Raw genomic sequence first — 21,442 nt, 5'->3', positions numbered from 1 at the left:
CCCAATCGACAAGACTCACCATAGTCCCACTCCCCCCTGTCGCCGGCGTCCAAGCGGCTAAAGCGCCGCCTTTAGATAAGGCGCGGTCAGGCTGCCTTGCGCTTCGGCAACATCGTGAGGGACGCCGCTCGCGATGATCCGGCCACCATCTTCGCCAGCGCCAGGCCCCAGATCGATCACCCAATCCACCTGTGAAATAGCTCGCATGTCATGCTCGACGACGACGACCGTATTGCCGACATCGACAAGGCCCTGCAGGTGCCGCATCAGCCGATCAGCGTCGGAAGGGTGAAGCCCCGAAGTCGGCTCGTCGAGGATGTAGATGGTGTTGCCACGCTGGGCGCGTTGCAGCTCGGTCGCGAGCTTGATGCGCTGGGCCTCGCCGCCCGACAGTTCCGTCGCCGGCTGTCCAAGCCTCAGATAGCCGAGGCCAATCTCCCGCAGCACATCGAGCGAGCGCATGACGGACGGTTCGCTCGCGAAGAAGTCGCACGCCTCGTCCACCGTCAGCTCAAGCACCTGGGCGATGTTGCGGCCGTTCCATTCGACTTCGAGCGTCTGCGGATTGTAGCGGCTGCCATGGCAGGTCGAGCAGGGCGCATAGACGCTGGGCAGGAACAACAGCTCCACCATGACGAAGCCCTCACCCTCGCACACCGGGCAGCGGCCCTGTGCGACGTTGAAGGAGAACCTGCCCGGGCTGTAGTGGCGCCGGCGCGCCAGTGGGGTGTTCGCGAAGATCTTGCGCACATGATCGAACAGGCCGCTGTAGGTGGAGAGGTTCGAGCGTGGAGTGCGGCCGATCGGCTTCTGATCGACCCGCACCAGCCTGCGCACATGCTCCATGCCCGCAACGATGCGGCCTTCGGTCTCTTCCCGCGCAACATCGAGCAGCGGATCGGTATCCTCCTCCTCGGCAGCCGGCGTGCCGCCGAGTTGTTCCGTCACAAGCTCCGGAAGTGCCTGGCTGACAAGACTGGACTTGCCCGATCCTGAAACCCCGGTGACGGCGGTGAAGCAGCCAATCGGTAGCGCGACGTCGAGCCCGTGAAGATTGTTGCGGGTCACACCTTCAAGACGGAGCCATGCTTTTGCTTCGCGCGGGGTCCGGTCATGGGCGTCAGGTTCTGCGAACAGATAGCGACGGGTGATCGACGCCTCGACGCCGGCAAGCCCTGCGATCGGGCCGCTGTAGAGCACTTCGCCGCCCTTTTCGCCGGCACCTGGCCCCACATCGACCAGCCATTCGGCATGGCGGATCACGTCAAGATCATGCTCGACAACGAACAGCGAGTTGCCCGCCGCCTTCAGCCGCTCAAGGATGGTCAGCAACGCTTCGCCGTCTGCCGGGTGCAGCCCCGCCGATGGCTCGTCCAGCACATAGACCACGCCGAAAAGCTGTGACGACAATTGAGTGGCAAGGCGCAGGCGTTGCAGCTCGCCGGAGGAAAGCGTCGGCGTGCTGCGGTCGAGCGAGATGTAGCCAAGGCCAAGGTCGATCAGCGGGCCTAGCCGTTCGAGCAGCTCGGATGCGAGACGCTGCGCGGCGACCCGCTTCTCATCGGAAAGATTGGGCGTGCGGCGCACGTCAGGCGCTGCCTTGTGTGCCGAGCCTCCCGCCGCGACCCTACGTTCAACCGCCGCATCGCGGGCCGCCTTGCCGAGAACATGGCCCTTCAGGGTCGTCGAGGCGCTACCATACTCGCCATGGGCGACGGGCGTGAGCAAGTCCCGGAGCTTCAGCACCGTCAGGTCGCCAAACTCGGCGATGTCCAGGCCGGCAAACTTCACCGACAGGGCCTCGCGCTTCAGGCGCTTGCCGTCGCAGGTCGGGCAATCGCGGCCGATGATATATTGCGAGACACGCTTCTTCATCAGCGCGCTTTTGGTGTTGGCGAAGGTCTCCAGCACGTAGCGACGGGCGCCGGTGAAGGTGCCCTGATAGCTCGGCTCCATACGACGCTTGAGGGCAACGCGCGTCTGTTCGGGCGTCAGACCCGCATAGACCGGCACCGTCGGCGTCTCGTCGGTGAAGAGTATCCAGTCACGATCCTTCTTCGGAAGATCGCGCCATGGCGTGTCGACATCATAGCCGAGCGACACAAGGATATCGCGCAGGTTCTGGCCGTGCCACGCCGGCGGCCATGCCGCGATCGCCCGATCGCGAATGGTGAGACTGTCGTCGGGCACCATCGTCTCTTCGGTCGCGTCATAGACGCGCCCGATGCCGTGGCAGGTCGGGCAGGCCCCGGCCACGGTGTTGGGGGAGAAGTCCTCCGCATAGAGCATCGGCTGATTGCGCGGATATTCTCCGACGCGCGAATAGAGCATCCGCACCAGGCTGGAGAGCGTCGTCACGCTGCCAACCGAAGACCGCGCATTGGCCGAGCCGCGCTGCTGCTGCAACGCGACCGCGGGCGGCAACCCGTCGATGGCGTCAACCTCCGGCACGCCGGCCTGATCGATCAGGCGGCGGGCGTAGGGCGCGACCGATTCCAGATAGCGGCGCTGTGCCTCGGCATAGAGGGTGCCGAAGGCGAGGCTCGACTTGCCCGATCCCGATATGCCGGTGAACACCACGAAGGCATCGCGCGGAACGTCCACATCAACATTCTTGAGGTTGTTCTGCCGCGCGCCGCGCACTTGTACGAAGCCGGATCGCGGCGCGCGTTCCTTGCCGGGGGTGGTTTGAGGCTCCTGATCCTTGCTCATTCGGTCACTTTCACCCGGCGCGTCACAGATAAATGAACTGACGGTAGAGGCCGTCCAGCTCGCCCCGGATCGTCTCGGCCCGATCCTCTTGGCCGTGATCCACCGCCGCGAGCAGCGCCTGTTCCTTCTCCGTGATCCGGTCGCAAAGCTCGTACAGGTTCTCGCAGAAGGCTTCCGAATGGACCGACGGCTCTTGCCCGTAGGGCTGCGCCGACGCCAGGCCGCGAACCGACGAGAGCGGTGTGACGTCGTTCTCCTCGTTGAAGGCGATCTGGCGCTGTCGCCGGCTCTCGGTCTCATCGATCGCGGCCCGCATCGCCGGCGTCACCATATCGGCGTAGAGGACAGCGGTGCCGTTCACATTGCGCGCGACGCGGCCGATCATCTGGATCAGCGCCTGGGCCGAGCGCAGGAAGCCCGCGCGGTCTGCATCGAAGATCGCAATCAGCGACGCTTCTGGGATGTCGAGCCCTTCGCGCAGCAAACTGATCCCGATCAGCACGTCGAACTCGCCCACGCGCAGGCCCTCGATGATCGCGACCCTATCCTCGACCTTGATGTCAGAGTGCATGTAACGCGCGCGAATGCCTTCGCTTTCGAGGAAAGCGTGCAGCTCCTCGGTCGCAACCTTGGTCAGCGTCGTAACCAGCACGCGCTCATCGCGCTGCGTGCGCTGCGCGATCTCGCGTAGCAAATCGTCACGCGCGCCTTGGGACGGGCGGACTTCCACCTTCGGATCGAGCAGGCCGGTCGGCCGCACGATCTGTTCAACCACCCTGCCTTGCGAGGCCTTTACCTCATAAGCGCCGGGGGTGGCGGACACGAAGATCGTCTGCGGCTTGACCTGTTCGAACTCGTGGAAGCTCAGGGGGTGGCTGTCCTTCGAAGACGGCAGGCGGAAGCCATAATCGATCAGCGTATCCTTGCGGGCCTGGTCGCCCCGGAACATCGCCGAGATCTGTGGGATCATCACATGCGATTCGTCGACGAACAGCAGCCCGTCCTTGGGCAGATAGTCGAGCAGGGTTATGGGCGGGAGCGCAGGGTCACGACCGCTCAGATAGCAGGCGTAATTTTCCATGCCCGAGCAATATCCGACCTCGCGCAACATCTCGGCATCGTTGGTGATGCGATCATAGAGGCGCGCCGCTTCCGTCAGGCGGTTTTCGCTGGTCAGCCGTTCGACCTGCGTTTCCAACTCTTCGAGGATCGCCGTGGCGGCCTTGCGGGCCTGATCTGCGGTCGCCGCCAGAACAGTCTTGGGCGAGACAAGATAGTGATCGGCGCTTTCCATCGGCTTGCCGGTCGCCGCATCGAACCATTGGAGCGACGCGATCACGCCGTTTGCCAAACCGACGCGCAGCGCCTTATATTCCGAATCCGCCGGGTAAATCTCAACAGCGTCGCCATCAGCGCGATAAGTGCCGCGCTTCAGCTTATGCTCGGCCCGATCATATTGCAGGCGCGCCAGGCTGCGGAAAAGCTCTTCCTGTCCCAACCGCGCGCCCTCGGTCAGCGGAACCTGGAGCGCGCGATAATTGTCGGGATCGCCCATGCCGTAGATCGACGATACCGAGGCGACGACGATCGTATCGCGGCGCTCGATCAGCGATTTTGTCGTCGACAGGCGCAACCGTTCCAGATGCTCGTTGATCGAGGAATCCTTCGGAATGAACTCATCGCGGCCCGGCAGATACACTTCCGGTTGGAAATAGTCGTAATAGGAGACGAAATACTCCACGGCGTTTTCAGGGAAAAATCGCCGCATCTCGTCATAGAGCTGCGATGTCAGCGTCTTGTTGGGGGCAAGGATCAAGGTGGGGCGCTTCAGACGATGGATGATGTTCGCCATCGTGAAGGTCTTGCCCGAGCCCGTGATGCCCTTGAGGGTCTGGTGATGTGCCCCCTCTTCGACGCCGGCGATCAGGCGCGCGATCGCTTCGGGCTGATCGCCTGCCGGCGTGTATTGCGAGTGCAGTATGAAAACATCGGTCGACACTGGAAATCCTCCTGCCGGTTTCGCCCCCGGCGCGCGCTAGACGCACGGAGGCGATAAAGGGATCATATCTGCTTTTTTGCGGGCGGCGGTCCATGGTCGCTGTGCGCGTTCCTGATCTGTCGAACGGTCCACCAGACACCAAGGACGGCAAGGGGAACCAGAGCGGCGATCACCAGCTCGGGCGCCACCATGTCGTGAATCCCCGGTATGCCCTTGATGAGATAGGAGAGCAGGCCGATCACATAATAGGAGATCGCCGCGACAGACAGGCCTTCCACGGTCTGTTGAAGCTGCAATTGCAGCTTCGCCCGATTGTCCATCGAGGCCAGCAGATCGCTGTTCTGGCGTTCGAGTTGCACATCGATCCACGACCGCAGCAGCGTGGTCGCGCGCGCCAGCTTGTCGGAGAGATTGGCTTGCCGTTCCTCGATCACGCGACAGGTCCGCATGGCGGGCGCGATCCTGCGATGGAGGAAGTTGCGCCAGCGATAGCAGCCCGGGACGAAGGTTTCGCCGAGCGCTGCAAGCCGCTCCTCGACGATTTCATAATAGGCACGGCTCGCACCGAAGCGGTAGAGGCTGGACGCCGTGTCCGCCTCCAGCTCGGCCGAAAGGTCGGTCAGCCGGGAAAGTAGCCCCTCGCTGTCGCGGCGTGCAGATTTGCGCATCTCGTTGGTGATGGCGGCAAGGCGCTTCTCTATGCTGCGCAGATGCGGCCCCAGCGATTGGGTCAGTGGGATGCCGAGCAGGGCCAGCGTCCGATAGGTCTCGATTTCGAGGAGCCGCTGTGCCAGCGCGCCAAGCCGGATCGGCGTCAAACCGCGATCGAGGATGAGGATGCGGGTTAGCCCATCGGCGTCCTGACGGAAATCGGTGACGATATCGGCCATGCCATCCTCGACGAGCGAATGACACCGGCTGATCGGGTCGAAGCGATCGATATAGGTCGCGGTCTCTTCGGTCCACGTAACAACGTCCAGGCGGACGCCGCAAATGACCGGCCCGGGCGGCGTAAAGCCGTGCTTGAACGGATCTTCACCCGCCAGCTCCCCGGTGCCCGGATCGAGGGGCGCACTCCACAAGTAGGTCGAGAACTCGGTGTGCTTCTCACAGTGCAATTTACCCTGATCCCAGGTCAGGCCATGAAGAGGTGTGTCCTGATCCGGCAGCGGGGCGCCCATCCGGCTCGATATTTCCGCGAGGGTCGCCTTGTCCTTCGTCAGATTGCCCTCGTTCATGAAGGCGAGCTGCACCAGGGCACGCGGCGCATCTATCAGCAAATAAGGGCGCGCATGAACCTCGTCGATGGCAACCCGCCTATTCTCATAGGTGGGCATTCCATAGACAGTTGAACCGCTGTTCTCGGCGCTGCCCTCTTCACTCAATCGCCTTCCCTCCCCTTGTCATGGTCCTGCCCGGCATCGTGCTGAGCGAGATCGCTGTAAGTAATCAGACGCGAGCCACGATATCCTATGCCGTGGGTCCACATCCAGCTTAGTGCAACACTCATCCGATTTTGCGTCCCGATCAGGAAGTAGATGTGGATCAGTTTCCACATCCACCACGCCAGAACACCGCGCAATTTGAACCCGCCCATATCGACGACCGCAAGGCTGCGGCCGATCGTCGCCAGATTGCCTTGATGCCGGTAACGGAACGGTTCCGAAGCATTCTGCCCCTTAAAGCGCTGGCGGATCAGCCGGGCCACATATTGTCCGGCCTGCTTTGCAGCCGGCGCGAGACCGGGCACCGGCTTGCCGTCATACCCGTTCGAGGCTGCGGTATCGCCGATCACGAAAATGTCGGGGTGTCCTGGCACTGTCAGGTCCGGCCCGACGACCACGCGGCCCGCGCGATCGGCTTCAGCGTTCAGCCAGCGCGCGGCGGGCGAGGCCTGAACGCCTGCTGCCCACAAAATCGTTTCAGCGGGAATAGGCACACCGTCGACCACGACCCCATGCTCGGAACATTCCGTGACCGGCTTGCCGAGCTTGATTTCGACACCGAGCTTTTCAAGCGCCTGAGCGGTATAGGCCGACAGATCTTCCGGGAAGACCTGCAGGAGCCGCTGCCCGGCTTCGACCAGCACCACCCGCGTCGCGCGCGGATCGATCGACCGGAAATCGCGCACCAGTGTCAGACGGGCAAGCTCCGCGATCGTGCCGGCCAGTTCGACGCCGGTAGGCCCGCCGCCGATGATAACGAAGGTCTGCAAGGCCGCACGGCGCGCGGGATCGCTCTCGCGCTCGGCTTCTTCGAACGCGACGAGAAGGCGCCGGCGAATGGTGGTCGCATCTTCGAGCGATTTGAGGCCCGGAGCATAAGGCTCCCATTGGTCATGCCCGAAATAGGAATGCCGCGCGCCCGTCGCGATGACGAGTGTGTCATAGCCAAGCGTCGAGCCGTCTTCGAGAACGACGCGCCGGTTGCCCGTGTCCACGCCTTCGACCTCACCGAGCAGAGTCCGAACGTCCTTGCGCTTGGCGAAGAGCGAGCGGATCGGCCAGGCGATCTCCGATGGCGACAGCGACGCGCCCGCGACCTGATAGAGCAGCGGCTGAAAAAGATGGTGGTTGCGGCGATCGACAAGGGTGATGTCAACGCCGCTCCCCGCGAGCCGCTGGACGGTTTCGAGGCCGCCGAAGCCCGCGCCCACGACCACCACGCGATGGCGACCGGAGGCGGGGTCATTGCTGGACGCGATTTCGCGCATGGCCGAGGATGCCGCCGCGCTCATTGGAACAGCGCCTTGGCATGATGGCCGATATGCTCGCCGATGAAGCTAGCGATGAAATAATAGCTGTGATCGTAGCCGGGTCGCAGGTTGAGGATCAGCGGGTGCCCCGCAGCCTCGCAGGCCGCCTTCAGCAGATCCGGGCGCAGCTCGCGATCCAGAAACTCATCATCCATGCCCTGATCGACGAGCAACGGCAGGCGCTCGCTGGCGGACTTGATGAGTTCGATGGTGTCGTAATGCTTCCACCCGGCGCGATCGTCTCCGAGATAGGCCGTCAGAGCGCGCTCGCCCCAAGGCACCTGGCTCGGCGCGACGATCGGCGAAAAGGCCGATACGCTGCGATAGCGCCCCGGATTGCGCAGAGCGGCAACGAGTGCGCCGTGCCCGCCCATCGAATGACCGGCAATCGCCCGGCGATCATCGGCCGGAAATGTGGCTTCGATCAGCGCCGGCAATTCCTCGACGACATAATCGTACATGCGGTAGTGGGCAGCCCAAGGTTCCTCAGTCGCGTTGACGTAGAAGCCGGCGCCCTGTCCCAGATCATAGCTGGGATCGTCGGCCACGCCTTCGCCTCGCGGGCTCGTGTCCGGCGCGACGAGGATGATCCCGTGCTCGGCAGCGAAACGCTGCGCGACAGCCTTCGTAATGAAATTCTGTTCGGTGCAAGTCAGGCCGGACAGCCAATACAGCACCGGCACGCGACCGTCCTTCACCTGGGGAGGCAGATAGACGCCGACCTTCATCGGGCAACCCAGGCTGATCGAGTCATGCTGATAGACGTCCTGCCAACCGCCGAAGCTGGCGTGATGTTCGACACGTTCCATTTTTGTTTCCTTGCTTCGACGGTTGGTGGACGGTGTGGTGATAGGCGCCCTTTTCCTGGCTGTGGTGCGGGGGGAAGCGCCGGCGCCTGTTCCAGCGCCGGCGACAGCCAGTCATAGGGTTGCCGGTATCGCCCTCACCTTCCGGCTTTAGATGAAGGTGTACGAGCAGACCTTGTTGCCCGCCGGATCGCGCAGATAGGCCGCATAGGCACCCGGCAGGTGGCCCCGCGGGCCGGGCTGGCCCTCGTCGGTGCCACCAGCGGCGAGGCCGGCCGCGTGGAAAGCGTCCACTTCGGCGGGCGTCGCGGCGGCGAAGCCGACCGTCACGCCGTTGCTGGAGGGCGCTTCGCCATTGCCGGGACGGGCAATGATGAAAGCAGGCTTTTCGCGGCCGTAGAGCACCCAACCATTGCCGAAGGGGCCGAGGTTCTTGACGCCCAGGGCGCCCAGAGCGGCGTCGTAGAACGCTGCCGACTGCTCGACATCGGCCGCGCCGATGAAGACGTGCGAGAACACGCCGTTGCCGGAGATAACGGGATCAGCCATGATATTCTTCCTTGAGGTTAACTATTGAAATTGAAGGTTAGAGTTGAGGGATCAGTAGTGGATCACGGTGCGGATCGACTTGCCTTCGTGCATCAGATCGAAGGCTTCGTTGATCTCATCGAGACCCATGGTGTGGGTGACGAAGGGCGCCAGATCGATTTCACCCTTCATGGCGTCCTCGACCATGCCGGGAAGCTGGGTCCGTCCCTTGACACCGCCAAAGGCCGACCCCTTCCAGACCCGGCCCGTGACGAGCTGGAACGGACGGGTGGAGATTTCCTGGCCCGCGCCAGCGACGCCGATGACGATCGACTGGCCCCAGCCACGATGCGCGGATTCCAGCGCGGCCCGCATGACATGGACGTTACCGATGCACTCGAACGTGTGGTCGATGCCCCACCCGGTCATCTCGATCAGCACTTGCTGGATCGGCTTGTCATAGTCCTTGGGGTTGATGCAGTCGGTCGCGCCGAACTGACGCGCCAGCTCGAACTTCGTCGGGTTGGTGTCGATCGCGATGATGCGTCCTGCCTTGGCCTGACGCGCGCCCTGGATCGCGGCGAGACCGATGCCGCCCAGACCGAACACGGCAACCGAGTCACCCGGCTGCACCTTGGCGGTGTTGTGGACCGCGCCGATGCCGGTGGTGACGCCGCAGCCCAGAAGGCAGACATGCTCGGGGTTCGCTTCGGGGTTGATCTTGGCGAGCGAGACTTCGGCGACGACGGTGTATTCGCTGAACGTCGAGCAGCCCATATAGTGATAGAGGGGCTGGCCGTTGTAGGAGAAGCGCGTGGTGCCGTCGGGCATCAGGCCCTTGCCCTGCGTTTCGCGAACCGCGACGCACAGGTTGGTCTTGCCGGACAGGCAGAACTCGCACTTGCCGCACTCGGCGGTGTAGAGCGGAATGACGTGATCGCCCGGCTTGACGCTGGTGACGCCCTCGCCGACCTCGACGACGATGCCCGCGCCCTCATGGCCGAGAACGACCGGGAAAATGCCCTCCGGATCGTTGCCGGACAGCGTGAAAGCGTCGGTGTGGCATACCCCGGTATGCGTGACTTTGATGAGCACTTCACCTTTCTGGGGCGGTGCGACATCGATCTCGACGATTTCGAGCGGCTTGCCTGCCTCGAAGGCTACGGCGGCGCGAGATTTCATGTTTGGATCTCCCTCTTTTCTAGAACCGGACCGCCGGTTGCGAGTCCCCGTTTCGATATCTCGATTCGGAGCCAAGCATACTGGCTGGGAGTATGTATAAGATACTCCTAGCCAGTATGCAAGAGGGATAATGTCTGAGGGTGGTGAAAGCGCCCGACAGGGCGTTACGGCTTCGGAAAAGCGCAGCGCCATGGCTGATGCTGCGTTCCAGAAGGGGGCGGCTTGCCGATCCGGGGGGGTGTTAGATCGACAAGCCGGAAGGGGGTGTGCGTGCGGCAAGCAGTCCGCCCCCAACGGCTCAGAATGCCCCCCGACATGACCGGGGGGCATTCCGGGTTAGATGGTCAGGCCGCCACAGAGCCGTGCGGATCGATGACGTACTTGAACGCCGATCCGTCATCGAACTCCTTGTAGGCCGCCGGCGCGTCCTCCAGCTTGATGATCTTCGTGTTCATCATCGGAGTCAGATAGGGCATCCGATCGTTCAGGATGGCCCGCATGAGGGCGTGGTTGTAATTGGCCGTCGGCGACTGGCCTGCCGACATCCGCGGCGACTTGATCCAGCCACTGGCCCAATCGACTTCCATGCTGCCCTTCTTGTTGTCCCGATTCTTGGAGATCGGATTGGGGCAATATACGCCGACCGTGCTGGTCATCCCGCCGAAGCGGACATATTTCAGCAGGGCGTTGGTGACGGCGTTCTCGACGATCTGGTCGGACTCCGCCCCGAACCCGCGACAGTCGAGGCCCACATAGTCGATGACGCGATCGGCCTCGCGCTTGCCGGTGATCCGCTCCAGATGATCTTCGATCGGAATGCCGTCCGACAGGTTGATGGTCTCGACGCCGTGCGGCTTGAGCAGATCGAGCCGCTCCTGAATGAAGTCGGCGACGATGATGGCGCCGGCACCGAGGAGCTTCGCACAGGCGGCGCCCGCGCGGCCGACAGGCCCCGCGCCGAAGATCAGCACATTCTCGCCGACGATATAGGCCGGTTGCGCCGGCCAGTCGGGAGCGGCGAACCCGTGGAACGCGGTCGGCAACACGTCCGAAAGGAGCGTCAGATCACGGATCTTCGCCATGGCCGCGTCCTTGTCGGGGAAAGCCAGCAGATTGAAGTCTGCATAGGGCACGAACAGGTAATCCCCCTGCCCCCCGGTCCATCCACCCAGGTTAAAGCCATAGGCGCCGCAGTCGACTTCGGGGTTGGTGTGCTCGCACACGTCCGAGCGCATGTGCTTGCAGTTGTAGCAGCGTCCGCAGCCGACGTTAAAGGGAACGGACACGATATCGCCGACCTTGATATATTCGACGTCGGAGCCGACCTCGATCACCTCGCCGGTCATTTCGTGGCCCATCGTCATCCCCTTGGGGACTTCAAACGAACCTCGGTAGATGTGAAGGTCGCTGCCGCAGATGTTCGTGGTGACGATCTTGAGAATGGCGCCGTGGGGAGCTTTTTTGCCCTGTGGAGTAATCAGCTCCGGGAATTTGAAGGTGTTGACCTTCATTTCCATCGGTTTCTCGAAGGTTACGATCCGGTTGCCTGTAGCCATCAGATATCTCCTGCGTTTTTTCACGCCCCCCCAAGTATTGACGAGAGTAGGACTTGACACGGATCAACATGCCGCACCGAATTAATTCAGCGCAGCATAGTAGTGTCGTTGCCAGTCTCATCATTACCGTCTTGGCAGAATGGCGGCGCTTCTCCTTCGGAGCAAACTCGAAGATTCTATCCCAAGATCGGAAATTCCTATGACCAAGCTACAGGAGAATGACTGCCGCAATGCAACAAGATGATATATCATATTCCATTGCAGCAAGCATAATGTTTCTGGAAGACAAGGCGCAGTTGAAGTCTATCAGGGTGACGCCCTATGCGCCCGTTCTCTGGACTTGAGTTGTGTTGGCGCAATGGTGCCGGTCTCTCTATCATCCTCTGACAGAAAGGAGTTCTTATGAAACGCGCTATTGTAACAGGAGGATCGGGGCTAATCGGTCAGGCTATATGTTCCGCCTTATTGGATGAAGGTTGGGAGGTGGCATCCTTCGATTTGAAGGAAGGAGCGATCGGTCAACAGATCCATTGCGATCTTGCCAGCGAAGAGTCCGTAGCCGAGGCTTTTCGTGCCCTTGGCTGGGATCGACTGGACTTGCTCGTCAACAATGGTGGGCTTGTTTACGACACATTCATGCAGCTCGGTGACACCTCGCTCGACCAGTGGAACAGCACCATTGGCAGCCATCTGACCGGGGCCTTTCTGATGTCGCGAGCGGCATTGCCCCTGCTCACCGATGGCAGTTCGATTGTCATGATGGCTTCCACCCGCGCGTTGATGTCCCAAGGCATCGACTTTGCCTATGCCGCTGCGAAAGGTGGCATGGTGGCACTCGCGCAGGCGCTGGCGGTGCAACTTGGCGCCAAAATCCGGGTCAATACAATCGCACCTGGTTGGATCACCAATGACACGAATCTGCGCGCCGAGGACGAGGCGCAGCATCCGGTTGGCCGGGTCGGTCGCCCCCAGGACATTGCCGAGGCCGTGCTATATCTGGCGTCCGCCGGCTTTGTTACCGGGCAAACGCTTGTGGTCGACGGCGGGATGACCAAGAAAATGATCTACGTCGAATAGTGGGTCGCGCGACCGTTCATGCTGCGATAGCACGGCATGAACGGTCAGCCCCCTTCGGGTTGGAACTGGCGGTACAGGTCCAGAGCGGCCTCTATCGAGGCCATTGTCTCGGGTGCGCGGACTATTTCGAACAGCGCGGCTGTGGGTGTCGATTTCACCCCATTTCTGGGCATGGCCAATCCAACAGCGGCATCTGCGCCCTCACCTGCGACTTCAACCGCCCGAATGTCGGAAATCCGAGCAAAATAGGTTGCGAGAGATTGCGGAAGGACGGTGGCATATCGCCCACTTGCGATATGGGCAGCGAGAACATCGACATTGTTGGTCCTGATCGACTTTGCGGCACGGTGCCCGAGTCTAGAACGCGCGGCTTTGGGTAGCGCGCAGTCCAAGATGCACAAAGGCAGCTCGGCGACATGATCCCATGAAACCTGTCGCGGGAGCGGGTCGCCGGATGCCTGGAAAACGACGATCCGCTCCCGGTAGAGAAGGTGCGTGTCAAAGTCCTCCTCAGATATGTCTTCGAGATAGACCAGCGCCATGTCCATTTCATGCGTCAGCAAGGCTTTGGTCAGCGACGAGGTTTGCGCTGTGCAAATGCACTGTTCGAGGAGCGGCATCCTTTCAGCGAGGGCAAGGCTGAGGATCGATGCCATGATCGACGTGGCCGACAGCACGCCCAGGCGAATTTGACCTTCCAGCCCACGTTTCTGGGCCGAAAGGTCGCGCTCCAGCCCCTCGCAGTTGCTCTCGATCTTCTTCGCCCAGGCCAGCACAGTCTCACCTTCCGATGTGAGTCCGTCATAACGCCGGCCATGCCGCACGATCTCCACACCCAAGTCCTGTTCGAGCTGCTTGATGCCGGCGGAAAGCGTGGGCTGCGACACGTTGCAGCTCTTGGCTGCCCTACCGAAATGGCCTTCCTGATCGAGCGCAATCAGATATCCGAAATTCTTGACGATCATAACGTGTTCTCATCCAGTTGCGATTTTCCAGTGGAACCACAAATTGCAGTCCCGCAATCAAGTTATGATGCCGGTGGCACGCGAAGCTGAATGAAAATACCAAAGCATGGAACTGGAAAAATGTAGATACGCCGCTTAGGGCGATCTATGAAAATACCAACCCATAAGTCGTACCACGCGAAAATTGGGCGCACCGTCATTATATTGCCGATCGGTAAAAAATTGTTCTTATAAATCTATATACAGGTACTGCGGTTTCTAAGACCTACTTAAGATAGGTTCGCAATATCCGCATTATACCCTCCATGTCGTCGTCGAATGGGCTGGCTCCATTTTCCCCATGCGCGCCGTTGGCGGGGCCGAAGGTCTCACGGAGATGGCCTTCCATCACTTCTGCCATCAACCCGTTGGTGGCGCCCCGCATCGCCACAATCTGTTGGAGCAAAGGGGCGCAATCCGTTCCGGCCTCGATCGCGCGTTCAAGCGCTTCCGCCTGCCCCTTGATGCGACGCAGGCGTGTTATGGCCCGCTTCTTCTCTTCTGGTGAATGTGGCATCGCGCTTTCCTGACTGTTGATATGCACATACTATACAGGGGGGGAGTTTCAACCCTATCCTGTGCCTTGCGCCGCGCTGACACCTCAAATTTCGGCCGAAGCGAGCCTGAACCTTCCCCTACGCCTCCAGAAACATCGAACGCCAGACCTGGGTTCCTACCCCCTTGATACTGGTGGGGAGTATGATATATTGCCGGCCCGATCGGATCGCTGCACCAAAGGAAATGGCGCGCGTCCGGCCCCCAAGCCCTGTGTTCGAATCGCAAAGCCTCTGCAGAGGACAATCGGACGAACATCGGCGGGACAAAACAGGGAGGAATGTTGGTGATTGAGAATCTCGATCCGGTAATCCTGGCCCGGGCGCAATTCGCGTTCACGGTCTCATTCCACTTCATCTTCCCGGCCTTCTCCATCGGCACGGCAAGCTATCTCATGGTGCTTGAAGGGTTGTGGTTGAAGACCGGCAGCGGTGTGTATGCGAACCTCTATCGCTACTGGCTCAAGATCTTCGCCGTCGCGTTCGGCATGGGTGTGGTCTCGGGCGTGGTGATGTCCTACCAGTTCGGGACGAACTGGTCGGTATTTTCGGCCAAGGCCGGTCCGGTCATCGGCCCGCTCATGGCCTATGAGGTTCTGACCGCGTTCTTCCTTGAAGCCGGTTTCCTTGGCGTGATGCTGTTCGGCATCAACAAGGTAGGCAGGGGCCCGCATTTTTTCGCGACCTGCATGGTCGCCGTCGGGACGCTCATCTCGGCGACCTGGATCATTTCCGTGAATAGCTGGATGCAGACGCCGGCAGGCTATGCGATCAATGCCAAGGGCCAGTTCGTGCCCGCAGGTTCGTGGCTTCCGATCATCTTCAACGCGAGCTTTCCCTATCGCCTCGTCCATACCGTCATCGGCGCCTACCTGACCACGGCAATGGTCGTCGGGGCCGTAGGAGCATGGCACCTTCTGCGCGACCGCGCGAATCCCGGCGCGCGCAAGATGTTCTCCATGGCGATGTGGATGGCGGCGCTTGTGGCGCCGATCCAGATTCTCGCGGGCGATCAGCACGGCCTCAACACGCTTGAGCATCAGCCGACAAAAGTTCTCGCGATGGAAGGTCATTATGAGGCCAGCCCCGAGGGCGCTTCGCTCATCCTTTTCGGCCTCCCGAGCAACAAGGATGCGGTGGTCCACGGCAAGATCGAAATCCCCTATCTGGGATCGCTGATCCTCAAGCACGATCCCAAAGCGCCCCTCCCCGGCCTCAACGACTTCCCGCGCGATCGCTGGCCGCCCACGCCGATCGTCTTCTGGTCGTTTCGGATCATGGTGGCGATGGGCCTCGCCATGCTTGGGTTGGGCCTCTGGAGCCTGCTCGCCCGCTGGCGCGGCAAGCTCTATGACTGGCGCTGGCTGCACCGCGCCGCTCTCGCGCTTGGTCCGTCAGGCTTTGTCGCGGTCATAGCAGGATGGGTGACGACGGAAGTAGGCCGACAGCCCTTCACCGTATACGGCCTGCTGCGAACCGCGGAGTCCCACTCCCCCCTGGCCGCTCCGGCTGTCGCGGCGTCCCTCGTCGCTTTCATCCTCGTCTATTTCGGCGCGTTCGGGGCCGGCACCTATTATTTGCTCCGGATGATGGCAAAGCCGCCCGCAGCCGGTGAACCGGAACCGTCCAAGGTGCCGCAACGCGCGGCGGGCATCACGCCGGCAAGCGGCGTCGTGGCATCAACCGGACGGGAGGCATGAACGTGGAGCACCTCGATCTCACCATAATCTGGGCCGGTATCATCGGCTTTGCTGTCTTCGCCTATGTCGTGATGGACGGGTTCGATCTGGGGATCGGCATCCTCTTTCCGAACCTTTCGGTCGGAGGAGAGCGCGATCAGGCAATGAACTCGATCGCGCCGGTCTGGGATGGCAATGAAACATGGCTCGTGCTGGGCGGAGGCGGTCTCTTCGCGGCCTTTCCTCTTGCCTACGCCATCATCCTTCCCGCGACCTACCCGCTCATCATCGCGATGTTGCTCGGTCTCGTGTTTCGCGGGGTCGCATTCGAGTTTCGCTGGCGAGATCCGCGCCATCGTCCCTTCTGGGATGTCGCCTTCAGCTTTGGGTCCGTTCTCGCGGCGTTCTCGCAGGGGATCACGCTGGGCGCGATCCTGCAAGGCGTGCGGGTCGAGGCCGATGCCTATGCAGGGGGATGGCTGGATTGGTTGAGCGCGTTCAGCCTCTTGACCGGCGCGGCAGTCGTGATCGGATATGCGCTTCTAGGCGCGGCCTGGCTGGTCTGGAAAACCGAAGGGCCGGGCCAGGAACGCGCCCGTCGACTGGCATTTTGGCTCGGCGGGGCGACGCTACTCGCGCTTTTCGCCGTCAGTGCGGCGACGCCGTTCCTGACCTATGACTATTGGCGACGCTGGTTTGCGATGCCCGGCGTGCTTCTCACCGCGCAGGTTCCTCTGCTGGTGGCGATCTGCGCTGCAACCTTCTTCTGGAGCCTGAAGCGCGGCGCGGAGCGCCTGCCCTTCATTATGGCGCTTGGCCTGTTCTTTCTCGGTTTCGTTGGGCTGGGGATCAGTATCTACCCCTATGTTGTTCCCCGCGCCGTCACGATCTGGGATGCAGCCGCTCCCCCGCAAAGCCAGCTCTTCATGCTGGCGGGTGCGGCCGTCATCATTCCGATCATTCTCGGCTATACCGCGTGGGCCTATTGGGTGTTCCGCGGTAAGGTCGGCACGCATGGGTATCATTGATGGACGAGCCTAAACCTCTCGGTCGACGGCTCGCCTGGATGGTCTTAATCTGGGCGGCCAGCGTTTTGGCGCTGGGGGCTGTCGCGCAGGTCATTCGCTTCATCCTCAAACCCTGACGGCAGCTCGTTTCGACGAGCTGCCGATGGAAATGCTGGCAAACAGGCGAAGGACATTCCACGGAATATGATCGTTCGATCGCAACCGAGCTTCCAAGATATCATTTTCACCGTGCATGGCTCGATCCTGCCGCGCATCGCACGGAGGCTGGCGGCGATCGCGGTCGTCAGTGTGATCGCCATCCTGGCCGCCCAAGCCCATCCCGGCATTTTCGCGCGGATTTCGACGATCCCTTTCACCCTGATCGGTATCGCGCTCTCGATCTTCATGAGCTTCCGCAACAATGCCTGCTATGCGCGATGGTGGGAGGGGCGGCAGCTTTGGGGCGAGCTAATTATCTCGGCCCGTTCGTTCGCGCGCGAGACATCGCTTCTCCCTGACGAGGATCGGCGCGCGTTGCTCCATAGCATATGTGGCTTTGCCTGCGGCCTCACCGCACGCCTTCGCGGCGAGGATGAAATCGCCGCCATTGCGCCGTGGGTCGATATCGGCCCGGCGACAAAGAGCCCGAACGTCACGAACCTCGTGCTCGATCGTATGGGGCGCAGGCTGCTCGAGCTAAAGCAGACTGGCGTCATTACGCCGATTCACTATGCCGTCGTGGCAGAAGACATGCGATCCTTCGGCAAGGTTCAGGGCGCTTGTGAGCGGATATCCACGACGCCCGTGCCGTTCGCCTATTCTCTGCTGCTCCATCGCACCGCACTTATCTTTTGCGTGATGCTTCCCTTCGCGCTCGCAGGATCACTCGACTGGTGGACGCTCCTGCCGGTGCTCCTCACCGCCTATACCTTTTTCGGCCTCGATGCGCTGGGTCACGAGCTGGAAGACCCGTTCGGCGTCGAGCCAAACTGTCTGCCGCTGTATGCGATGAAGCGGACAATCGAGCGGGATATGTTGTCGCTGCTTGGCGAAGAGGATCTACCCCCGCCACTGGAACCCCATAAATCTGTCCTGAGCTAAATTTGCACACTCCTTGATACTGGTAGGGAGTACCCTATATTCGGGTGCTGTGCTGGATAGTCGCGTGCTTGGCCCATGCGCCCCCGACTATCTGACCCCCAAGGTCAAAATCGAGGAGCTTGTGGCGATGGCAAATGGATGGGCACCCGATAGTGCGGTGCAGGACCAGATTGATGCAACGATCATGGACGCGGTTTTCGCCGCCCGATCGCGTCTGCCTTCCGGCGAGGGTAGCACCGACTGCGAGGTGTGCGGCGACGAAATCCCGGCGAAACGCCGCACGGCCATACCCGGCGTAAGAACCTGTGTCGCCTGTCAAAGCGAACGCGATAAGCGCCCGACCTTCACCGGCATCAATCGCCGGGGCAGCAAGGACAGCCAGTTGCGCTAATTGCGCTAGGGGGCGGCCAACCACGTTATTCGAGCGCCGCTTTAGGGAGCACCTCAAGGTTTGTGACACGGACAGCGGTAAGCTGAACAGGTAGCGAACAGGGCGGCTCAGGCCACCTTGGCTCCGGGTCCGCCGGCGATGTTGAGTGCGCGGTAGCCGTCTTGATCGAGCTCGGCAGCGGCGTTTTGCCAGAGGTAATCGCCGGTCAGGCTGATGTGTCGCCAGCCTAGCGGGGCTACATGGGCGAGCAGCTCGTCGGGCGCGGGCTCGCCGCTGGCGCGCAGATGCTCGACGGCGCGGCCCATGTAAAGCGTGTTCCAGTACACGATCGCGGCGGTGACCAGCGTCAGCCCGGACGCTTTCAGCGCCTGGTTCTCGAACTGCGGATCGCGCAGGCGGCCCTGTTTGTGGACGAACACGGCTTGGGCGAGCGTGTGACGCGCCTCGCCCTTGTTGAGCCCAGCCTGACACTGCTGGCGGAGCGCCCTGGATTCTAGCCAGTCGAGCGTGAACAGGGTGCGCTCGATCCGGCCCAGCTCCTGGAGCGCGAAGTCGAGCCGGTTCTGGCGACGGTACGCGGCCAGCTTCTTCAGCATGACCGACGGTAGCACCACGCCGGCCTTCACGGACGCGGCGAGCCGGACGATCTCGTCCCAGCTTTCGCGGATGGCAGCGATGTTGAACGGGCGCCCGATCAGCTTCGCGAGCGCCTCGGGGCGGGCCGTGCCCGGGAACAGGCCGAGCCGGCGATCGGCTAGATCGCGCAGGCGGGGCACGAACCGGAAGCCGAGTAGGTGCGCGAGCGCGAACACGTGGTCGGACGCGCCGCCCGTATCGGCATAGTGGGTCGCGGGTTCGATGCCGCAGCCGTGCGCGACCAGCCCGTCCAGCACATAGGGCGCCTCCGCCGCGGTCGCCGAGATCAGCCGGACATGGTAGGGCGCGTAGGTATCGGCGACATGGGCGTAGATCTTCTGCCCCGGCTCCCGGTCGTAGCGCGCGTTGGTGCTGCCGGCCGCGCCCCGCCTGCCCGAGCGGAAGAACTGCCCGTCCGAGCTCGACGCGGTGCCGTCGCCCCACACGCGCGTGAGCGGCAGCGCGGCTTGCGCGTCCACCAGATGGCGCAGCCCTGCCGCGTAATTCTCTTCCGATACGTACCAGCCATGCGTCCAGGCGAGCTGGGCGTAGGTGACGCCCTGGCTGGCGTTGGCCATGCGCTCGATGCCGAGGTTCGTCGCGTCTGCCAGGATCGCGGCGAGCACGGCCTGCGGGTTGGAGTGGGCGCGGCCCGAGCGCAGTTCCGGAAATGCGCACAGGAACCCGGTGCGGGCTTCCACCTCGGCGAGCAGCTCGGTGATGCGCACGCGGGGCATGAGCCGGTCGACGGCCGCGTCCAGCCTGTCGGCCGCAGCGGGCGTTACGGCCGCGAGCGGGCTGACCCTGAGGTTACCGCCCCGCAGCTCCACGCCGTCGAGCGTGCCGCGCTTCAGCGAGCCTGCGAACCGGCGCAACCGCCAGTCGAGCAGCCTGGCGCGCCCCTCCAAGTAGCGGCCGACGTCGGTGTCGAACGGCAGCGTGAGCGCGATCTCGGCCGCTTTGCCGGGCGGGAGCATATAGCTGTCGAAGCGCAGGTGTTCGCGCGTACCCTCCACCCACAGGTCGCCCGATTGGAGCCGCTCGCGCACGGTCGCGACCGTGGCGGTTTCGTAGCGACGGCGGTCGATGACGCCGCCCTCGGTGATCGCCGCCTTCCATTTTCTGGAAAACGGCATGGGCGCATCGGCCGGTACGTCTCGCCGCCCGGTCGCGTTCAGCGCGCGCACGACCTTGATCGCGCCGAGCACGCCGTCGCGCGAGCCTGCCGCCTTGAACCGGAACGCGTCAAAAAACGCGGGCGCGTAGCGCCGCATCGTCATGTAGCGCCCCGCCGCGCGGATCAGCGGCTCGTCGCGAGTCAGGTCGGCGATCGCGGTCGCCTCGCTCTCGGCGTCCAGAAGCCTCGTCCAGCCCACCCCGTCGTCGAGCGCCGCCCAGACGTCCAACCCGTCCTCGCGCGCGACCCGGAGTGCGCCGACCGTGGCGCCCAGCAGCCGCATGAGCCGGTTCACGTCGCGTGTGGTCGCCTCGATGCCGCGCTTCTGCGCGGCCCTGGCCCTGGCGAACAGGAGGCCGGTCTGCTTGCCGAACATCTCGATCGCGGCGTCCGCGAGCCGCGCTTCCAGGTCGATGACGGCTGCGGCGAGTGTCGCGCGCCTTCTGCGGAGCGAGTAGTCGGACAGGAGGAACGCGGGCGCGACGTGGCCTTCGCGCACGAGCTGCTCGAAGCGGTGCTCGTGGATGCGGCCGGCCATGCCCGGGTCGAGCCCGAGCCGGCGCACGTGCGCGAGCCGGGCGAGAATGCCGGCGAGATTGCGCGCGGTCGGGCTGTCCGACGTGTCGCGCAGCCACGCGAGCGGCGTCGTGCTGCGATCCTGGTCCACGATCAGCAACGCATCCAGCCCCGTCACCTGCTCCGGAGCAAGCGCATCGACCAGCGTGTCGGCCGCGAGGCGGCGCGCCATGGCGCGCCCCGCCACCCCGATCCGCTCGATACGGGCGGGCGCGGGCAGAACGATCCGGGCAGCACGCAAATGGCCCAGCACTGCCGCGGCGATCGGCTTGCCCCGTTCGGTCGCTTCCGCCGCGCGGGTGGCTGCGCCGAGCGCGCCGGGGACGTCGGCCGCCTCGAACGCGCGCAGGCGCAAACGCTCCATCGCCTCCCAGGCGTGTTCGAGCCGGGTCTGGGCGCGATGCGCGTAGCCCTCGAACGCTGTGGGCGCGATGTCGAGTTGCGCGGCCAGGTGCCGGATCAGAAAATCGGGGACGACATCGTCGTGGCGTATGCCGAAGCCGGGATGACGCAGCAGGGCGAGGTGCAGCGCGAAGCCGAGCCGGTTGGCGTCGCCGCGCTTCGCTTCGATCAGTGGCCGGTCCTCATCGGCAACCGTGTAATGCTTGGCGAGCGAGGCATGGTCGAGGGGCACGCCGAACAACGCGCGGCGTTCGTCGCCCGTTAACAGATCGCGTCTGGCCATCGATCACCCCCTGTCCG

The 21,442-nt window shown here is 62.9% G+C and carries 17 protein-coding genes; 6 read left to right on the top strand and 11 right to left on the bottom strand.

Annotated features, from left to right (window positions below; genetic code table 11):
* Nucleotides 1-57: 57 nt before the first annotated feature.
* The 8 genes from ACWKSV_RS18300 to ACWKSV_RS18265 all read right to left on the bottom strand — a co-directional run bounded on the left by ACWKSV_RS18300 (nucleotide 58) and on the right by ACWKSV_RS18265 (nucleotide 11,538).
* Entirely contained in the window at nucleotides 58-2,712 is a 2,655-nt protein-coding gene (locus ACWKSV_RS18300; protein ID WP_017980846.1) for an excinuclease ABC subunit UvrA, read from the bottom strand.
* A 22-nt stretch (nucleotides 2,713-2,734) separates the two neighbouring features.
* Nucleotides 2,735-4,711 carry an excinuclease ABC subunit UvrB gene (uvrB, locus tag ACWKSV_RS18295; protein WP_017980845.1) on the bottom strand — a complete coding sequence of 659 codons (1,977 nt, stop codon included), beginning with the start codon at nucleotides 4,709-4,711 and terminating at the stop codon, nucleotides 2,735-2,737.
* A 62-nt stretch (nucleotides 4,712-4,773) separates the two neighbouring features.
* The gene (locus ACWKSV_RS18290) at nucleotides 4,774-6,048 is read right to left on the bottom strand and encodes a DUF3422 domain-containing protein (protein WP_017980844.1); all 1,275 of its coding nucleotides are present in this window, start codon (nucleotides 6,046-6,048) and stop codon (nucleotides 4,774-4,776) included.
* 44 nt (nucleotides 6,049-6,092) lie between these two features.
* Complete coding sequence (locus ACWKSV_RS18285) at nucleotides 6,093-7,424, bottom strand: NAD(P)/FAD-dependent oxidoreductase (RefSeq protein WP_020486679.1); 1,332 nt, start codon at nucleotides 7,422-7,424, stop codon at nucleotides 6,093-6,095.
* Nucleotides 7,425-7,444: 20 nt separating this feature from the next.
* Entirely contained in the window at nucleotides 7,445-8,275 is an 831-nt protein-coding gene (gene fghA, locus ACWKSV_RS18280) for an S-formylglutathione hydrolase (RefSeq protein WP_017980842.1), read from the bottom strand.
* 147 nt (nucleotides 8,276-8,422) lie between these two features.
* Nucleotides 8,423-8,821 (bottom strand): VOC family protein, encoded by a 399-nt coding sequence (locus ACWKSV_RS18275; protein ID WP_017980841.1) that lies wholly within the window; start codon nucleotides 8,819-8,821, stop codon nucleotides 8,423-8,425.
* Nucleotides 8,822-8,872: 51 nt separating this feature from the next.
* Nucleotides 8,873-9,982 (bottom strand): S-(hydroxymethyl)glutathione dehydrogenase/class III alcohol dehydrogenase, encoded by a 1,110-nt coding sequence (locus tag ACWKSV_RS18270; RefSeq protein ID WP_017980840.1) that lies wholly within the window; start codon nucleotides 9,980-9,982, stop codon nucleotides 8,873-8,875.
* Nucleotides 9,983-10,326: 344 nt separating this feature from the next.
* The gene (locus ACWKSV_RS18265; RefSeq protein ID WP_020486678.1) at nucleotides 10,327-11,538 is read right to left on the bottom strand and encodes a glutathione-independent formaldehyde dehydrogenase; all 1,212 of its coding nucleotides are present in this window, start codon (nucleotides 11,536-11,538) and stop codon (nucleotides 10,327-10,329) included.
* A 402-nt stretch (nucleotides 11,539-11,940) separates the two neighbouring features.
* On the opposite strand from ACWKSV_RS18265, the gene ACWKSV_RS18260 reads away from it, so the two are divergent.
* A complete protein-coding gene (locus ACWKSV_RS18260) occupies nucleotides 11,941-12,615 on the top strand; it encodes an SDR family NAD(P)-dependent oxidoreductase (RefSeq protein ID WP_024310570.1) in 675 nt (224 codons plus the stop codon).
* Nucleotides 12,616-12,659: 44 nt separating this feature from the next.
* Here ACWKSV_RS18260 and ACWKSV_RS18255 read toward each other — a convergent pair whose 3' ends face one another.
* Together ACWKSV_RS18255 and ACWKSV_RS18250 are read right to left on the bottom strand one after the other, a co-directional pair.
* A complete protein-coding gene (locus ACWKSV_RS18255) occupies nucleotides 12,660-13,580 on the bottom strand; it encodes a LysR family transcriptional regulator (protein WP_017980837.1) in 921 nt (306 codons plus the stop codon).
* Nucleotides 13,581-13,845: 265 nt separating this feature from the next.
* Nucleotides 13,846-14,136, bottom strand: coding sequence for a metal/formaldehyde-sensitive transcriptional repressor (locus tag ACWKSV_RS18250; protein ID WP_017980836.1), 291 nt, complete (start codon nucleotides 14,134-14,136; stop codon nucleotides 13,846-13,848).
* A 318-nt stretch (nucleotides 14,137-14,454) separates the two neighbouring features.
* Here ACWKSV_RS18250 and ACWKSV_RS18245 point away from each other — a divergent pair, with 318 nt between their 5' ends.
* The 5 genes from ACWKSV_RS18245 to ACWKSV_RS18225 all read left to right on the top strand — a co-directional run bounded on the left by ACWKSV_RS18245 (nucleotide 14,455) and on the right by ACWKSV_RS18225 (nucleotide 18,351).
* A complete protein-coding gene (locus tag ACWKSV_RS18245) occupies nucleotides 14,455-15,873 on the top strand; it encodes a cytochrome ubiquinol oxidase subunit I (RefSeq protein ID WP_017980835.1) in 1,419 nt (472 codons plus the stop codon).
* Entirely contained in the window at nucleotides 15,870-16,880 is a 1,011-nt protein-coding gene (cydB, locus tag ACWKSV_RS18240; RefSeq protein ID WP_017980834.1) for a cytochrome d ubiquinol oxidase subunit II, read from the top strand. Before ACWKSV_RS18245 ends, cydB begins: the two co-directional genes overlap by 4 nt.
* A complete protein-coding gene (locus ACWKSV_RS18235) occupies nucleotides 16,880-16,996 on the top strand; it encodes a DUF2474 domain-containing protein (RefSeq protein WP_017980833.1) in 117 nt (38 codons plus the stop codon). The genes cydB and ACWKSV_RS18235 overlap by 1 nt, the downstream gene beginning before the upstream one ends.
* A gap of 67 nt (nucleotides 16,997-17,063) precedes the next feature.
* Nucleotides 17,064-17,960 carry a bestrophin family protein gene (locus ACWKSV_RS18230; protein ID WP_017980832.1) on the top strand — a complete coding sequence of 299 codons (897 nt, stop codon included), beginning with the start codon at nucleotides 17,064-17,066 and terminating at the stop codon, nucleotides 17,958-17,960.
* A gap of 127 nt (nucleotides 17,961-18,087) precedes the next feature.
* Nucleotides 18,088-18,351 (top strand): DksA/TraR family C4-type zinc finger protein, encoded by a 264-nt coding sequence (locus ACWKSV_RS18225; protein WP_024310576.1) that lies wholly within the window; start codon nucleotides 18,088-18,090, stop codon nucleotides 18,349-18,351.
* Between the two features lie 107 nt (nucleotides 18,352-18,458).
* On the opposite strand, the gene ACWKSV_RS18220 is transcribed toward ACWKSV_RS18225, so the two are convergent.
* A complete protein-coding gene (locus ACWKSV_RS18220) occupies nucleotides 18,459-21,425 on the bottom strand; it encodes a Tn3 family transposase (protein WP_018250482.1) in 2,967 nt (988 codons plus the stop codon).
* Nucleotides 21,426-21,442: the final 17 nt, after the last annotated feature.

Source organism: Sphingomonas sp. SphC10 (assembly GCF_057004845.1).
This window is presented reverse-complemented; position numbering and strand designations above follow the sequence as displayed.

Coding starts and splice junctions, on each gene's coding strand:
- cydB (WP_017980834.1), top strand. CDS start 15,870: ATGAACGTGGAGCACCTCGATCTCACCATAATCTGGGCCGGTATCATC.
- ACWKSV_RS18285 (WP_020486679.1), bottom strand. CDS start 7,424: ATGCGCGAAATCGCGTCCAGCAATGACCCCGCCTCCGGTCGCCATCGC.
- ACWKSV_RS18270 (WP_017980840.1), bottom strand. CDS start 9,982: ATGAAATCTCGCGCCGCCGTAGCCTTCGAGGCAGGCAAGCCGCTCGAA.
- ACWKSV_RS18290 (WP_017980844.1), bottom strand. CDS start 6,048: ATGCCCACCTATGAGAATAGGCGGGTTGCCATCGACGAGGTTCATGCG.
- ACWKSV_RS18220 (WP_018250482.1), bottom strand. CDS start 21,425: ATGGCCAGACGCGATCTGTTAACGGGCGACGAACGCCGCGCGTTGTTC.
- ACWKSV_RS18250 (WP_017980836.1), bottom strand. CDS start 14,136: ATGCCACATTCACCAGAAGAGAAGAAGCGGGCCATAACACGCCTGCGT.
- fghA (WP_017980842.1), bottom strand. CDS start 8,275: ATGGAACGTGTCGAACATCACGCCAGCTTCGGCGGTTGGCAGGACGTC.
- ACWKSV_RS18265 (WP_020486678.1), bottom strand. CDS start 11,538: ATGGCTACAGGCAACCGGATCGTAACCTTCGAGAAACCGATGGAAATG.
- ACWKSV_RS18255 (WP_017980837.1), bottom strand. CDS start 13,580: ATGATCGTCAAGAATTTCGGATATCTGATTGCGCTCGATCAGGAAGGC.
- ACWKSV_RS18245 (WP_017980835.1), top strand. CDS start 14,455: ATGTTGGTGATTGAGAATCTCGATCCGGTAATCCTGGCCCGGGCGCAA.
- ACWKSV_RS18225 (WP_024310576.1), top strand. CDS start 18,088: ATGGCAAATGGATGGGCACCCGATAGTGCGGTGCAGGACCAGATTGAT.
- ACWKSV_RS18275 (WP_017980841.1), bottom strand. CDS start 8,821: ATGGCTGATCCCGTTATCTCCGGCAACGGCGTGTTCTCGCACGTCTTC.
- ACWKSV_RS18300 (WP_017980846.1), bottom strand. CDS start 2,712: ATGAGCAAGGATCAGGAGCCTCAAACCACCCCCGGCAAGGAACGCGCG.
- ACWKSV_RS18260 (WP_024310570.1), top strand. CDS start 11,941: ATGAAACGCGCTATTGTAACAGGAGGATCGGGGCTAATCGGTCAGGCT.
- ACWKSV_RS18235 (WP_017980833.1), top strand. CDS start 16,880: ATGGACGAGCCTAAACCTCTCGGTCGACGGCTCGCCTGGATGGTCTTA.
- ACWKSV_RS18230 (WP_017980832.1), top strand. CDS start 17,064: ATGATCGTTCGATCGCAACCGAGCTTCCAAGATATCATTTTCACCGTG.